At 47.1% G+C, this 14,492-nt stretch carries 11 protein-coding genes; 5 read left to right on the forward strand and 6 right to left on the reverse strand.

The annotated features are described in order from the left end of the window. Positions 1-616 precede the first annotated feature (616 nt). Both TSUB_RS16930 and TSUB_RS16935 read left to right on the forward strand, forming a co-directional pair. Complete coding sequence (locus TSUB_RS16930; RefSeq protein WP_087018528.1) at positions 617-2,863, forward strand: hypothetical protein; 2,247 nt, start codon at positions 617-619, stop codon at positions 2,861-2,863. Positions 2,864-3,310: 447 nt separating this feature from the next. Then, positions 3,311-5,224 (forward strand): tetratricopeptide repeat-containing diguanylate cyclase, encoded by a 1,914-nt coding sequence (locus TSUB_RS16935; protein ID WP_087018531.1) that lies wholly within the window; start codon positions 3,311-3,313, stop codon positions 5,222-5,224. Here the strand turns inward: TSUB_RS16935 and TSUB_RS16940 are convergent. Beyond that, positions 5,221-6,648, reverse strand: a complete 1,428-nt coding sequence (locus TSUB_RS16940) for an aminotransferase-like domain-containing protein (RefSeq protein ID WP_087018532.1) — start codon at positions 6,646-6,648, stop codon at positions 5,221-5,223. The genes TSUB_RS16935 and TSUB_RS16940 overlap by 4 nt on opposite strands. Positions 6,649-6,847: 199 nt before the next feature. Here TSUB_RS16940 and TSUB_RS16945 point away from each other — a divergent pair, with 199 nt between their 5' ends. From TSUB_RS16945 to TSUB_RS16955, 3 genes are all read left to right on the forward strand, one after another. Further along, positions 6,848-7,756, forward strand: a complete 909-nt coding sequence (locus TSUB_RS16945) for a DMT family transporter (RefSeq protein WP_087018534.1) — start codon at positions 6,848-6,850, stop codon at positions 7,754-7,756. Positions 7,757-7,883: 127 nt separating this feature from the next. Further along, positions 7,884-9,005 carry an NAD(P)/FAD-dependent oxidoreductase gene (locus TSUB_RS16950; RefSeq protein WP_087018536.1) on the forward strand — a complete coding sequence of 374 codons (1,122 nt, stop codon included), beginning with the start codon at positions 7,884-7,886 and terminating at the stop codon, positions 9,003-9,005. 21 nt (positions 9,006-9,026) lie between these two features. Then, positions 9,027-10,016: an arsenic resistance protein gene (locus tag TSUB_RS16955; protein ID WP_202819739.1), complete on the forward strand. Its 990-nt coding sequence runs from the start codon at positions 9,027-9,029 to the stop codon at positions 10,014-10,016. Positions 10,017-10,088: 72 nt separating this feature from the next. On the opposite strand, the gene TSUB_RS16960 is transcribed toward TSUB_RS16955, so the two are convergent. The 5 genes from TSUB_RS16960 to TSUB_RS16980 form a co-directional block, all read right to left on the reverse strand. Then, positions 10,089-10,421 carry a YnfA family protein gene (locus tag TSUB_RS16960; RefSeq protein ID WP_087018538.1) on the reverse strand — a complete coding sequence of 111 codons (333 nt, stop codon included), beginning with the start codon at positions 10,419-10,421 and terminating at the stop codon, positions 10,089-10,091. A gap of 64 nt (positions 10,422-10,485) precedes the next feature. Next, complete coding sequence (locus TSUB_RS16965; protein WP_087018540.1) at positions 10,486-11,835, reverse strand: CoA transferase; 1,350 nt, start codon at positions 11,833-11,835, stop codon at positions 10,486-10,488. Between the two features lie 334 nt (positions 11,836-12,169). Beyond that, the gene (locus TSUB_RS16970; protein WP_087018542.1) at positions 12,170-12,559 is read right to left on the reverse strand and encodes a VOC family protein; all 390 of its coding nucleotides are present in this window, start codon (positions 12,557-12,559) and stop codon (positions 12,170-12,172) included. Between the two features lie 45 nt (positions 12,560-12,604). After that, complete coding sequence (locus TSUB_RS16975) at positions 12,605-13,090, reverse strand: DM13 domain-containing protein (protein WP_087018544.1); 486 nt, start codon at positions 13,088-13,090, stop codon at positions 12,605-12,607. Between the two features lie 217 nt (positions 13,091-13,307). Beyond that, positions 13,308-14,480: a leucine-rich repeat domain-containing protein gene (locus TSUB_RS16980; RefSeq protein WP_087018546.1), complete on the reverse strand. Its 1,173-nt coding sequence runs from the start codon at positions 14,478-14,480 to the stop codon at positions 13,308-13,310. Positions 14,481-14,492 lie beyond the last annotated feature (12 nt).

The raw sequence follows: 14,492 nt of genomic DNA on the forward strand, positions 1-14,492 counted from the left end.
TCACAAATATCAATAAATGAGAACTTGATCAAAATAAAAATTAACGGATGTTAAAGATAATCTAAAAAAGTACTCAGTATTGTGTGGAAGAAAAATCATTGCCTTAAAGGTTATATTATTTGGTACGTATGATTGTAGTGATGACGTCGGGATCTTTATCTCTTGATATAATAAATGGTTATGGTGAAATTATTAATTCGTAAGGTGGATCGATAAAGTGTTGTGAATAACTGTTTGTCAAAACGTTGTGCTATTCAATCGGCGTGCTGTACGATTATTTATTCGCAGATAGCGTTTATTTAAGTAATCGTTTACATAACGGTGGCGCAGCGCCTAACTGGACTCGTAGAGTACAAGGTCGGATTTTTACTTGGGAATAATTCATTTGTTTTGAATTCCTTTTAGGTTTCATTTGTGGTGATCTTCAGCTGTTTATTGAGGGTTTCTATTACCTTTTATGCTTTTTTGGCCCTTTTATAGCCTTGCTGGCGTTAGCTCAGTTTGTCAAAGTCGAGAGGTTATTATCGATAGTTTTTATGTGTTACAAATATGCCGATTGGCACGCAGAGAACGTGCTGGAATAGCTTGAACCCATAAAAATCATTAAGGACAGAACATGAAGAGAATATCTCTATCGATATTAGCTTTGGCCGTTTTATCAGGTTGTAATGGAGGTTCTTCTGAAACTTCGTCACCGGTTAGCGGAAAAAAAGAAAGTTTGTCAGGTAAGGTCGCTGACGGTTATTTGCAAGGTGCAACTGTTTGCCTAGATATAAATAATAATATGCTTTGCGATGCAGAAGAGCCGCAAGGTCATAGTGATGAGAATGGCCAATATAGCATTGAAATAGAAAATCTAGATCAAGCGAATCGCCATCCCATCATTGCTATCGTTGATCGCTCAGTCATTGATGACGACACAAAAGAAACCGTTGTTAACCCTTATACGCTGGTAGCGCCGCCTGGCCGTCATGCTTTTGTCAGTCCAATGACAACCTTATTGGCAGCCAACGCGAAAGATTACTCACAGGAGAGTATTGAAGCTGCAGAGGTGTTGCTTCGCGAAAAAATGGGTTTAGATGAAGATGTAGATTTGTTTGCAGACTTTGTTGAAAAGGGACGCGCAGGGGATGAAGACTATCAAGCTGTGCATGCAACTGCTCAACTTGTTGCGCGTAAACTTGGTGTCACTTTAGCAAATTTGGATGATAACGCGGATGCAAAAAGCCAGCTTGCTGTTGCCGCTGATGACGCAGTGAGTAACCTTGAGGAACTGAAGCAAATTGCACAAGTTTATGATGATCCTGATGTGGTTTTAGCGCTAAAAGAGAAAGAGTGGCAAGCAGAGGCACAAGGCATTGATCTGCAAGATCGCCAAGATACTATCGATGCGGAAAAGCAGTACCCCGCGTTGAAATCAGCTGGCGTTGTGAAAGTGATCAATCTTGAGGGAGATGTGAGCTACGAAGCCGAAGTGGCGTTTGCTACCGATCAAACTGACTTCCTGGCTGACTACGAGGTGACTCTGTTGGATGAAAGCAATGATGTCATCTACACCTTTGTCGAAAAAGACTTCGGTATTGATGATGGTCAGGTCAAGCTGGTTGCTGACTTATCGAATAGTGATATCGTTTTAACAGAGCAAGTCTACCGAATCCAAATCAATAAAGAGGGTGGAAAGCCGTTCGTGTTGGCTTCACAAGCTTATCAAGATCTGGGCGGCACACTCTATGACCAAGATGTTGTCACAGATGGCACCCTTTACTGGGGGACTGATGAGGGTGAAGTGTTCTTCTCGTTTCCTGTATTTAGATCAGATCGTTACTACTCCCTTGATCTTCTCAACACCGATGGCGACGTTGTCTACTACAAATCACCACGTTTAGGACGCAATAAACTGTGGTTACCTGAAGAGATCGATCCTGCTAGTGTGGCTCGAGTGTCGATTTATGAATCTGACGGCGATGATATTGAGTCAGTCAATTATATCCAGCATATCTATGACTTTGGTTTTGAAAAAGCCAATACCTCTCTACAAGGTACGTTTGAGCGCACCATGCACAATGTGATTGTGAAGCAAGAGGCTGAAAAACAAACGGTTCACTCTAGCTTTGTCCTGCAATTTAATGTGCAAAATGTGACAAAACCTGTGGTTGGCGACCAACCTTTGGAGCCTGTGCTGCAAACGGTAAAAATTGAAGCGTGGAATGAGAAAACAGGCGCTTACGACATGGGCATCACCAAAGATGCGATCATGTGGAACGACAAAGAAGGCCTGTCTAAGGTTGGGGATTACTACGAGCTTGAAGACGAGAGCTTGAGTAAATGGTACCAACTGCTTACCGGACAAGATGCGCCATATCTTGATGGTTATTTCCGCGACGATACGGTGGAATTAACGGATGTACCGACGTTGTTCAGATACCAGTTCTACGACACGCAGGGTGGCACTTTTACGAGCTACAGCTATTTTGACCATAATAAATCAGCGCCGACTACTGCTCGAGATGTCAACATTACTCAGCCGAAGCCAACCTTGATTCAAGTTGATGTCACAAAAGATGGTGATAACCAAGCCGATTTTTACTACGAGTTCACGGTAGTGGCCAAAGTGAAAACCGAGGGGAAAGATCGTAGTAAAAGTCACCGTGTGTTATCAGTGAAAACGGGTACTGAGCATGTTGGTTTGTTAACGATTGAGCAAATCAATCAGGAGATCGCAGTGATGAAAGGTGAACTTGCGGCCAATCAAGCGATCACGGGAGTCTATGTTCAGCCTTTAGTGTGGGATAGTGCGAAAAGTGAAGCAACCAACTATCGCATGAAGTATCCACTGTTGAGCATTGATGCTTACTTAAAATAATCGCTTGATGCTCAAGCCACCTGTTTTGCGAGTAGATAATGATTCCGTTTGCCATCGAGAGGTTGTTTTAAGGGTTTAGCCAGCTAAATCATAAGACACAGCGATAGCGGACGTAAAATACTTGCAGAGTGGGGCGCGTCTTGAGCATAAGTCCAGCAAAGAGAGAAAGCGCCAGCACGGTGATGTGCTGGCGCTTTTTTTGTTTTGCGCTTTCTGCGTATTGATAGAGAAGTGGTGCGAGTCTGTCATCTTCATCCTTTAAGTGGTGTGTATTGGCTTATAGGGTATATATTTATCTAAGTTATTAATCCTATGTCGAAATAGGTATGATATGCGCCCTTACATGCGAGGGAAGAGCGAATGATGAAATACCTGTACATTTCTCACACAGTGTTACAACAGCACTTGGGGTAGTAAGAGGAAGTGACGATAATCAAAAGAAATCCCATGGTCATCGGTGCTTGTGGCTTAGTCTTGCTTATCGCGGCTATGTTGGATGTGCTTTACTTCCATCCTATTTCATTTTCTGATGAAACAACGGTGCTTGACTCGCCAGAAGTGGCTTTTCAAAACACGGCGAGAGGCCAACGTCTGCTTGAGTGGCGTGGCCTAAGTGAATCTGACCCTGCGGCGGTGTTGGCACAGATTAGCGCGATCAATGCAGCACAACTTGCGACGTATACTGAACGCGAGTGGGCATACCTTCATTGGATCAAGTGGCATTGCCATTTAGCCTTAAACCAACCAAGTGAGCAAAAAGAGACGGCCGCCAAGCTGACTGCATTTATTGAGGAGCACGGGCTGACTTGGTTTGAAATCAAGTTCAATATTGAACTTGCGGAGCTCTATCTGCGTCGTGGTGATTATCAAACGGGGCTGGAGTTCATTGACATGGCGGTGAGGCAAGCAAAAACGCATAACGCCGAGCTGTTGCTACTTAACGCCTATAACATCGGTGGCATTCTCTACAACTCGACTAATCAACTGAAACTCTCTCAGCTTTATTTTACCCAAGGTTTAGTTCTGGGTGAGAAGTACCCAGACAATGAGTTTAATGCACGATTTTATAATAATTTGGGGTTGCTTTATGTGCATTTGGAGCAGTGGGAAAAAGCCCTGACACACTTACAAAGTGCCCGAGAGATCTTTGAACAACAAGGGTTGGATAAACCTTCCTTGATGCAAGTGATATTACTCAATGAAGCCTTTGTCTATATCAAGCTGGGCGATGGCGAAAAAGCCAAACAGGCCTACCTGAGTTCGGTGAAGTATCTCTCCGATGCGTCGCCACCTTTCTATCAAATTCTTGACTTAAAAGGGGCAGCACGTCTTCAGAACCTATTGGGCGAACATGAGAAAGGGTTGCAGCTTGCCACTGCCTGTCATGAGCACCCATACGCAACCAGCTTTCCGAAACAATTGGGTATCTGCTTGCTGATCGCGGCGAGAAGTGCAATGGCGTTAGAAGATCCTGAAAGGGCGTTGGCGGACATTGATCGCGCGATTGCCATTTTCCTCCTGCTTGATCACAAGCGTTGGCAAATTCAAGCGCATCTCGAAAAGGCTGAGGTGCTCGAAAAAGTGGGCCGCAGTGATGAAGCATTGCCGCTATACAAAACCTATCATGAGCGACAACGCGCTCAGTTACTCAGTGAAGTGTATGCGTTGGAGTTTGCTTTAGAAACGCAGAAAATTCAGCAAGAACGTGATTTATTGAACACGCAAAATGATTTGAAAGTGGTGCAGTTAAGTAAAGAAAAACTGCGTTTTCGCGTGCTTTTGGTGTGGGCGGTGTTGGCAGTGATGATTGCGTTGGTCATGTTGCGCCGCGCGCAGATCATGCGCCACAAAAACTTAGAACTTCAGGACATCTCGTTTAGGGACCAATTGACAAATGTCCACAATCGACGATTTTATCAACAAGAAGTGGAGCAGTTCGAAGTACTGAACAAACATGCGAGCTATCGTGTTGTGTTAGCCGATATCGATTGGTTTAAACGTATTAACGATCAGTATGGCCATGAAGTCGGCGACCAAGTCCTCGTCCAAACCGCGCGCGCTTTGCAAAGTGTGCTCAACCAAGATGAAATGTTGGTGCGCTGGGGAGGCGAAGAGTTCCTCTGCTTAATGCGAGATGATGCGAGGTTGTCTGCACGGGTAACTTCACTACTGGCTGCTGTCAATGGTAAGCCTATGACGACCGCGCATGGCATGATGGATGTTTCCGTTTCTGTGGGAGTCAGTGCCGTTTACCCAGCCGCTTCATTACGCACTAACGCAACGGCGTTTGTCGAGGCGGATCAGTGTCTTTACCAGGCGAAAGACGCAGGTCGAAATCGTGCCGTGTTTCATTGCGATTAGCACTGCTGGGAGACAGTGTGTGAGACGATGCGAGCGAAGGTGCTAATGCCAGTTTGCCATTGGGGTGTATCGCGATAACAGGCGCTGTTAAAGCGTACGCAGTGATTAAACTGGCCCGCTGTGCCAAATAGGGATCCTGGCAATACGCCAATTTTCTCGTTGACGCACTGATCGTAAATGGCATTGCCATCGACCCCTTCAGGCAAAATAAGCCAACTAATAAACCCGCCTTTCGGACGAGTGAGTTGATACCGGCCTTTTACGTTTTCGTGGGCGTCGAGTGCTTCGCACAAGTGTTGATGAAAGCACTTTTGGTTTTGTTGATAGAGTCTGCGTACGCGGTGGAGCTGTTGGCGATACTTGCCTGTCTTGAGAAAACTTGCCACAGCGGTTTGGACGAGGTTGATGCTGCCCATGTGGTCGCCCATCATCATTTTTTCGAGTGCTTGCTGGTGTTTACCCGCGATGATCCAGCCTAATCGTAGCCGTGAATCGAGGGTTTTTGACATGGAGTTGCAATAGATAACACGGTCTTCTGTATCGAGAGCATAGAGGGGAGGAAGCGTTGCATCAAAGTGTAAGGCACCAAATACGTCGTCTTCAATAATCGGAATATGACCGCTCATGGCTAAAATCTGCTGGCGGTGGGCGAGGGGTATCTGAGATCCCGTGGGATTACTAAAATTTGGCGTCAGCACCATGAGGCTCACCGGCCAAGCATCTAGCGCCTGTTGCATCGCGTCCAAATCGATGCCTGTTGCAGGATGGCTAGGGACTTCAACTACTTGAAGTTGTAACGATTCCATCAAAAGTAAAATGCCGAAATAGCACGGTGACTCAACTAACACGATGTCACCGGGTTTGGTCAACACGCGCAAGACCAAACTGACCGCTTGCTGTGCGCCATATGTCACTGTAATAGCAGATGCAGGCGCAAGCACCCCAAGTTCTTCATTCACTTTTGCCAGTCCTTTGCGTAAGTCATCATCCCCCGGAGGTAGTTGGTAATGACTTGGCGAGTAGGATTGATGGCGACTCTGGCGGCCTATCTCCGCATACAAACTTTTGATTGCTGGCGTATCGATATTCGGGTGTGCTGAGCCAGCGGGCATAGTGAACTCTGTCGGATCGTGCTTGAGAATATGATGAGAGAAGGCGTGTAAATCGACGTCTGCAGGGGAAATGGGAATTGGCGGTAATGTCGGCTGCTGAGATTTAACGCGGTATCCCGAGCGTGGTAAGGCATAAATGATATCGCTTGCTTCGAGTTCTTGATAAGCACGGATAACGGTATTTTTACTCACGGCGAGCGATTGGCTCAGTGCCCGAATGGAAGGCAATTTTTCATCCGCCACTAATCGACCCGTTTGAATGGCGGCCTCGATGTAGTCTTTCACTTGATGATATTTGGCGGCGTTGAGCATCTGCAATTCCTTCGGCGGTGGTTACCCAATAGCGTAGATCAGACTCCTTTCTATCTGTACCCAATAAAAAGAAGTAATCTGTCACTTTTTTCCATAACTGTACCTGCATAGAGTAAATGAAAAGGTCAGTGTCGCCAAGCGAGACAATAATGAGATGTCATCAAGAGGGCACTTAAGTGGCTTGGCATAGAAAGGAAGAATGATGATTAGAATCGTGCCGTTTGTTTTCGTGATCTTATGGGCATCAGGTTTTATTGGTGCCAAATTTGGTCTGCAACATTCAGAGCCATTAACGCTGTTGAGTTTGCGATTTGCTGCCAATGTTGTGCTCTTTTCTGGCTTGCTTATCGTGTTGCGCCGCCGTTTGCCATCTTTGGCGCTGATTGGGCACTCTATGGTGGTCGGTGTGTTGATTCATGCCGCGTACCTTGCGGGGTGTTTTACGGCGATTTCTTTAGGCATGCCTGCAGGTTTAGTCTCTTTGCTGGTGGGTTTACAGCCGCTGCTTACGGCGGTGATACTGGTCAGTAATGGTCGTGCACGGTTAGCGTCTTCTCAATGGTTTGGACTATTGCTTGGCCTCATCGGGATTAGTCTTGTTCTCGGCGGGAAGTTGAGCTGGGAGTCGGATGCTGGTTGGTGGCCTGCGGCGGGTTTTGTCACGCTGGCATTATTGGGAATGACACTGGGGACGCTCTATCAAAAACGTTTTTGTGCAAATGTGGATCTTATTGCGGGTGGCTTGATTCAATATTTTGCCGCGGCGCTACTACTGACACCTTTCGCGCTGATCTTTGAAACGAATCAAATTGAGTGGACGCCAACGTTTATGGCAGCGCTCGCATGGTTGGTGTTTGGTTTGTCGTTTACCGCCATATTGCTATTGCTCGTCATGGTGCGGCTTGGTGAAGCATCGAAAGTTGCCGCAACCTTCTATTTGGTTCCACCCGTCACGGCATTGCAAGCGTGGATTGCATTTGGTGAAACCATGAGTTGGCAAGGTGGCATCGGTTTTGTATTGTCTGCGATCGCCGTCTATCTCGTGTCCGCTAAACCGACGGCGATGCCTACCGCTAAGCAAACCGAAATGAAGCCTAAGTTGCTTTAACCAACGAGAGTGAGAGTGGTGTTGATCAGGCAAATCTCTCCCTCTTGAATATCAAATGATAATCGTTATCACCTAGTGTTAAATTATGTTATAACATAACAATAATTTGCACTAGGTGAGAGAGAAGGTGAAAGAGACAAGTGTTGTTATCGTCGGTGCAGGGCCAGCTGGATTGGGCTGCGCGGCTTTACTCAAACAGATGGGTATTCAAGACAAAGACATGCGGGTTTTTGAGGCGAGCACGATTGGCAGCAGCTTCGAAGCTTGGCCCAAAGAGATGCGCATGATCACCCCGTCATTTCCCAGCAATGGTTATCATCAAACTGATTTAAATGCGATCACGCCAGATACTTCCCCCGCCTTTAGTTTGCATAAAGAGCACCCAAGTGGCGTTGAATATGCCCAATACTTGCGCAATGTCGTTCGCCACTATGACATCAATGTGGATGAGCAGACGCGTATTGTCGATGTGGCACCCCATAGTGATGAAGGCTTTTGGCTAAAAACGGCCACTGGAGACGCTTTTCATTGCCAGTATTTGATCTGGGCAACCGGTGAATACGCAGCGCCTCGATTGAACACCTTTAAAGGCAGTGAACTATGTATACATAACGGCCGTGTCGACTCGTGGGACAATTTCAATGATGACCATTATGCGGTGATTGGGACTTACGAGAGCGGTGTGGATGCCGCGTACAACCTCGCGATTCGTGGCAAACGTGTCACCTTGATTGAAGCAGGCGATGATGAGCAGGCAACCTATGATCCTAGTCGTGTATTGAGCCCATATACCTCTGAACGACTTGCCTCAATGGCCAATATGGACCTTGTCGATCTTGAGCAAGGCTTCAAGGTGATTGAGGTGCGTAATTCGGGTGATCACTTTGAGTTGATCTCTGAGACGGGTGATCTACTCACGAGTAGCGGGCAACCAATCAACTGCACTGGGTTTGATACGTATTTGGGGCCGGCGTCTGAGCTGTTTGACGTTAACGCTGAAGGCTTTCCTCAGGTTAATACCTTTGATGAATCGACCCTGCACCGTAACCTTTTCTTAGCAGGCCCGAAACTGGTACATGGCAACAACTTGCTGTGCTTTATCTACAAGTTTCGCGGCAGATTTGCTACTCCATGCAGTGTGATTGGCGCAGAGCTTGAATTAGACACGTCGATCTTACGTCATTATCAACAAGCGGGCATGTTGCTTGATGATTTCACCTGTTGTGAAGCACAAGAGTGTTTCTGTTAACGATAAAAGACGAGGGAATGTATGTTGAAAAATCGTGTTGCTAAAACGGTTAGCTTGTTTACTCACTCAACCAGTTTGCTGCTGGCGGCCATTATTGTCGGTTCGATAGTTGGATTGATGTCACCCAAGATGGGAAGTGTGGCCGGCAATTATATTGACCCAACCATCTTAGCTTTGGTGGTGTTGTTGCTATTTGAAGTGCCGATAAAAGGGATCTTTAAAGGTGGCGCTAATATACGATTTATTAGTCTGGCTTGGATACTCAACTTTATGGTGATTCCCTTGATTGGTTTTGGAATCGCCTCACTGTTCTTATCAGGAAAACCACTGTTTTATACGGGCCTTGTGATCTATTTTATGGCGCCTTGTACGGATTGGTATTTAGGTTTTACCCGTTTGGCAAAAGGCAACGTGGAGCTAGGGGCGACATTATTACCCATTAATATGATCAGCCAGCTGGTGTTATTTCCTGTGTACCTACTCGCCTTTAATACGGTGATTGAATATAAAATTGATCTCTCGGTACTCATGGATTGGTTTATTCAGCCCCTTATCGCTGCGGCTGTATTACGATTCTGCCTACATCGATTCATTGATAGAATACTTCCCTTGTGTAGTGCATTAATTCCACTTGTCTTGATGCTGTTAGTTGGTCAAATTTTTGCAGCAAATATCAATGAACTGGCAGCTCATTTATCGATTGTGCCACTGTTACTCTTTGCTATTTTTGTCTTCTTTATTGTGACATTCGCTGTGGGTGAACTGGTTGCCAAAGTAGCAAAGCTTGCCTTTCCAGAGCATTGCTTGCTGACATTTACGACGGGTGCGAGAAACGCCCCTTTGATGCTCGGACTGACCACGGTCGCGATGCCTGATCAGCCATTGATCTATGCGACGATTACCATCGGCATGCTGATTGAGTTCCCGCACCTTACAGCATTAAAGGCGATTTTCTTAAGGCGCTACAAAGCGTCGGAATCGGCACCATCATTGGTTAACAGAGAGGCATAGAGGGTTGGCTCAAGCACCCTGAAGTCGCTTGAGCCCATGGATCCATAAGGCGCTTGGCGGATGAGTTTTCCGTTAAGCGCCGCGTGGGGCAAATATGATAATCGCCATACCTGAGATAGCGACAGAAACACCGACGATATCCCAAACCGTTGGCCGAATGCCATCGACGAGCCATAACCAAAGGATGGCGACAAAAATATACACACCACCGTAGGCGGCATAGACGCGTCCTGCAGCGGTAGGATGAAGCGACAGTAGCCAAGCAAAGAGTGCGAGAAAACAGGCCGCTGGGAGCAACAGCCAAACTGTTTTTCCCTCCTTTAACCAAAGATAGGGCAGATAACAGCCTAAGATTTCTGCGATAGCAGTGATAAAAAAGAGTCCAATGGTTTTAACGTCTAGCAAGGTTGTTTCCTTTTTGCTTTCACTTGATGCGCTTGTTCGCTTCTGAACAGGAGCCTAAGTATACCTACCATGATGGCGGAGATGAACGCAGTTTTCGAGCCGGTGTCGCCCAACCGACGTCAACACCTTCTAGTTGATAAGGTAACGGTAAGCGCAATATGGGGCCCCAATCGGTTTTTTCAGCGATACTGGTTGCCGCATAAGAGTCTTTGCTTGTCGCGGACGGTTTATCCATCTCGTGCGCTTCAATGACCTCGGCGTCCAGCATCAGCTGTGCTTGACGAGCCAATGACAAATGCGCTGTTGCGACACCTCCTCCAGCGTGTTGTATGCGCAGTGCTTGCATGACCGTCGCCGCGGCAAGATAGCCCGTTGCATGATCGAGCGCTTGATAGGGCAAGGCGGTGATCGCCCCTTCATGTTGCACGGCCAAACCACTGCTGCGTTGGACTAAACTGTCGAATCCACGGCGATGCGCCCATGGCCCCGTGGCGCCGTAGGCGTTGATGCTGACAGAAATGAGCGCGGGGTTCAGTTCTGATAGGCGGGCTGTGGTGAGGCCGAGACGAGGCAGGGCATCTTTTCGATAGCCGTGCACTAAGACATGCGCTGATTGAATGAGGGCAATCAATTGGGCGTAATCTTCTGGCTGATGAAAGTTGAGTTCAGCACAGTTTTTGCCAACCCCGATATCAATGGAGTTGCCGCCTTCATCCCAGTGAGGCGGGTCGATACGTAACACGTTCGCGCCCAAACTGGCAAGAAAGCGTGTTGCCACAGGCCCTGCGATCACGCGTGTGAGGTCAAGCACACGTAGGCCTTGTAGTGGTCGCTGAGGAGATCGCAATTGCCATTCAGGGCTGGCATGTGGTGCAAGCTGCCAATCTACAATAGGCGCTTTGGCAATCGCGATACCTTGCGGGTGAGATTGCCATTCGCTCCGGGTGCGTAAGCTAGCGGCACAGCCTCCCGCGTCAACAATGGCCGTTTCAAGCGCTTGGCTTTGCCATTGCGCAACCGCCTCTTGTGCTTCCTCAGGCGCAGTGACGCCTCCGAGTACCGCAATCGCCCGCTCTCTATGGTGTTGGGCATTGGTGTGGAGACGAATCCAACCATCTCGGGTTTGATAGTCGCGGGCAAAGGCGTCCCACTCGGAAGGCAGAGACCATCCTTGAGGCATAACACTGCTCATACACCACTGGTCGACCAATGAACGGTTTACATTGGCTTGTGGAGAGGTGCCAAAATACTCTTTGATGAACATTTGTGTAGATGCTACCGCGGCACGTACCGATGACGTCGCAAGCTCGTTCACACCTTGCATTGGCGAATCTAAGCCAGCAGAGAGGGTTTGATGAGGGGATGTATTTTCCGTTTCACGATGTAGCGCTGTTTGAATTTCTGAATATATCATCTCTCTGCTCCTTGAGACTGCGTTGATTTTTGACGTTAACGCCACTCCTCTGTATCTCTTTCATCGTCAATCCGAGCGCGTTTTTTATCCTATGCATAAATGAATAAATGCAAAAACGCGTTATCGAACTGACATTGCTCGGCAAATTTGCTGTTGAAGTAACGTCGAACATTGTGGGTTGTTTGGAAGCGATTAGCGCTCCGATTTCTGCGTTAAAGGTGTTTGAAAGGGAAGGCCATTCCTTCACACCTTTGCCTTGAACTCGACGCGCTAGGCCGCTTCTGAATCCTGCATCTTGAGGTGGTTTGAGTATAACTATCTTTCCCTGCGTCGTTTACTTTGTCGTTGTCATAAAGTGCGTTGCACAGACTTTGTTACCGAAAGGGTCTCGTAGGTACGCAAGATAGAGTTTTCTCTCAGGGCTAGAGCGGACTCCCGGTGGCTCTTCACATGTCGTGCCACCATTTGCCACCCCAGCGGCGTGCCAAGCATCAACGAGCGCTGGACTACTGGCTTTAAAACCCACCGTCATGCCATTGCCGACAGTAGAAGGCTCACCGTTGACTGGCGCAGTAATGCCTAACACCCCTTCTTGGCTTAAATAGAGGCAGCGTCCTCTGGCATCAATAATGCCTTCTGAATAGCCGAGCACCGCCATGATGGCGTCATAAAATTGCTTTGACTGCTGGATATTGTTCGAACCGATCATGATATGACTAAACATCTTAACCTCCTTGGTTGCATATCCATACTTTGCCTCAAGGTGGTTTTATTGTCGAGTTTGATAGTTTGCTGCAGTGATGAACTCACCGAAGGTTTCGCACCAAACGACGACCGTGCTGTATTTCGATACATCAATGTGTTGAGGGACTTGAACCACAAAGTTCTCGAAGGTCTTCACATCGCCGACGAGGACCATGCTGGATTTAAGCTGATTGAATGCGGCTTCTGTCTCAACAAACTGTGGCGACAAATAGAGCTTGTAGTCAGGCCCCGGTGCGAGCTCGCCCATTAAGGTAATAAACGTGGGTGTAATGGCCACCTCGCCTTCGCCCCAGTGAAATGCGTCACTGTCTTCTAGGTCACGCCTGAACTGAGCAGTGAATTGCGCTTGGCTGGCGATGGTTGAGACTTCGGACTGAGTGGGCGCAGGCGGGGCAATGAGGATAGGTAGCAGGTAAATACCGAGGGCGAAACCTGCGGCAGCCATGCCGAGGTGAGACAGGGTAAGGGCAGCGAATGTTTTTACTCTCATTGGTTTTTTCAACTCCTTGAATCGCGTGGCTGATGGGTAAACAAATCGTGCCTAGCCTTTTGCTTAAACATCTTGAGGTGACTTGAGTATAGTCACAGGCGTCGATTGCGCTATCTAATGATAAGGGGTTGCTGTGGCGAGAAAAAACACCCTCTTGAAGTAAGAGGGTGTCGACGGGTAAACCTTGAAGCGCGGTTAGGTGCTGAGTGTGCAGTTTTTAGTGCACACAGTTAGGGAAGTTGATGTTCGCATCTGGTAGCGCTTCTTTCAGCGCCTCAATGTCCGTCTCTGGAATTGGATTGCAGTAAAGATTGATTCTTCGGATATCCGGAGAATTAGAGACAAAATTGTCGATAATATTACTTGGAATGCTTGTCAGATTATTTCTGGCTAGCTCAACATCTTGCAGGCCTTTTAGCTTTGACAGCTCATAAATGTCGTTGATATTGTTACCACTCATCCAAACATGACTCATTGACTCTAGCTCACTCAGCATTTGGGTATTCTGCAAGTTGTTATTGTCCAGATTCAGCTTTTGCAGATTGTGAGTTTCAAACACAGGTAAATCAGTAAGATTAGTGTAGCTAATTTCAAGATAATCGGTGATGGGTAACTTTGTGACGCTCTCGATTAACGTTGGCATGTTTGAAGCATTTCGAAATGCGCCAGCAAAATTAGCTTCAACTAACTTATCCATATGTGAAAGGCTAATATCTGTATCAATATTGTTCTCCCAAAGTGCCAATATTTCTAATTGATCGCTGTGTTGCAATGGCGTGATGTCAGTAACCCCCGTTTCTATAACCATCAACAGCTTTAAATTTGGATGCTGGGAAACAAAAGAAAGATCTTCAAATTCGAAGCTGCGATGGTTCATGAAATGTTCAAGGCTGTTCAACTCTGCAAGAGGACTGAAATCCGTCAAGGTTTGCTCTTCAAACCAGAGTGATTTCAAGTTTTTCAAGGTAGCCAGAGGGGCAAGGTCTTCTAGCTTCTCACCATCGTGGTCAGGATGTAATGTATCTGGCAGAGCAAAGGTATAACCCAGCGTTTTTTCTTGGAATAACTCGCGTGCCGCATCACGACGTGCAGAGTCTTCTGCGGACGCAAGGTGTGGACCTGAGTTGAAGCCGAGGAACTCTAGATTTGGCATGCGGTGGATGCCATTCAGCGTGCGTACATCATTACATTCAATTAGCTTGATTTCGTCAGCATATTTTGCGCCTGCATTAGCAGGGTGGAACTGTACGTTGTAGTCGATACACGCTTGTAGTTGTTGATCTTCTACGGTGAGGTCTGAAATCAAGAGACGTTCTTGATCTTGATACTGACAGCCAGTAAGTAGGCCTGCGGCCACTGCGCCAACGAGCGTTAGTTTTACGTTTTTCATAATGTGTCTCAA

The organism is Thaumasiovibrio subtropicus, assembly GCF_019703835.1.
In the GTDB taxonomy this organism is placed as follows: domain Bacteria; phylum Pseudomonadota; class Gammaproteobacteria; order Enterobacterales; family Vibrionaceae; genus Thaumasiovibrio; species Thaumasiovibrio subtropicus.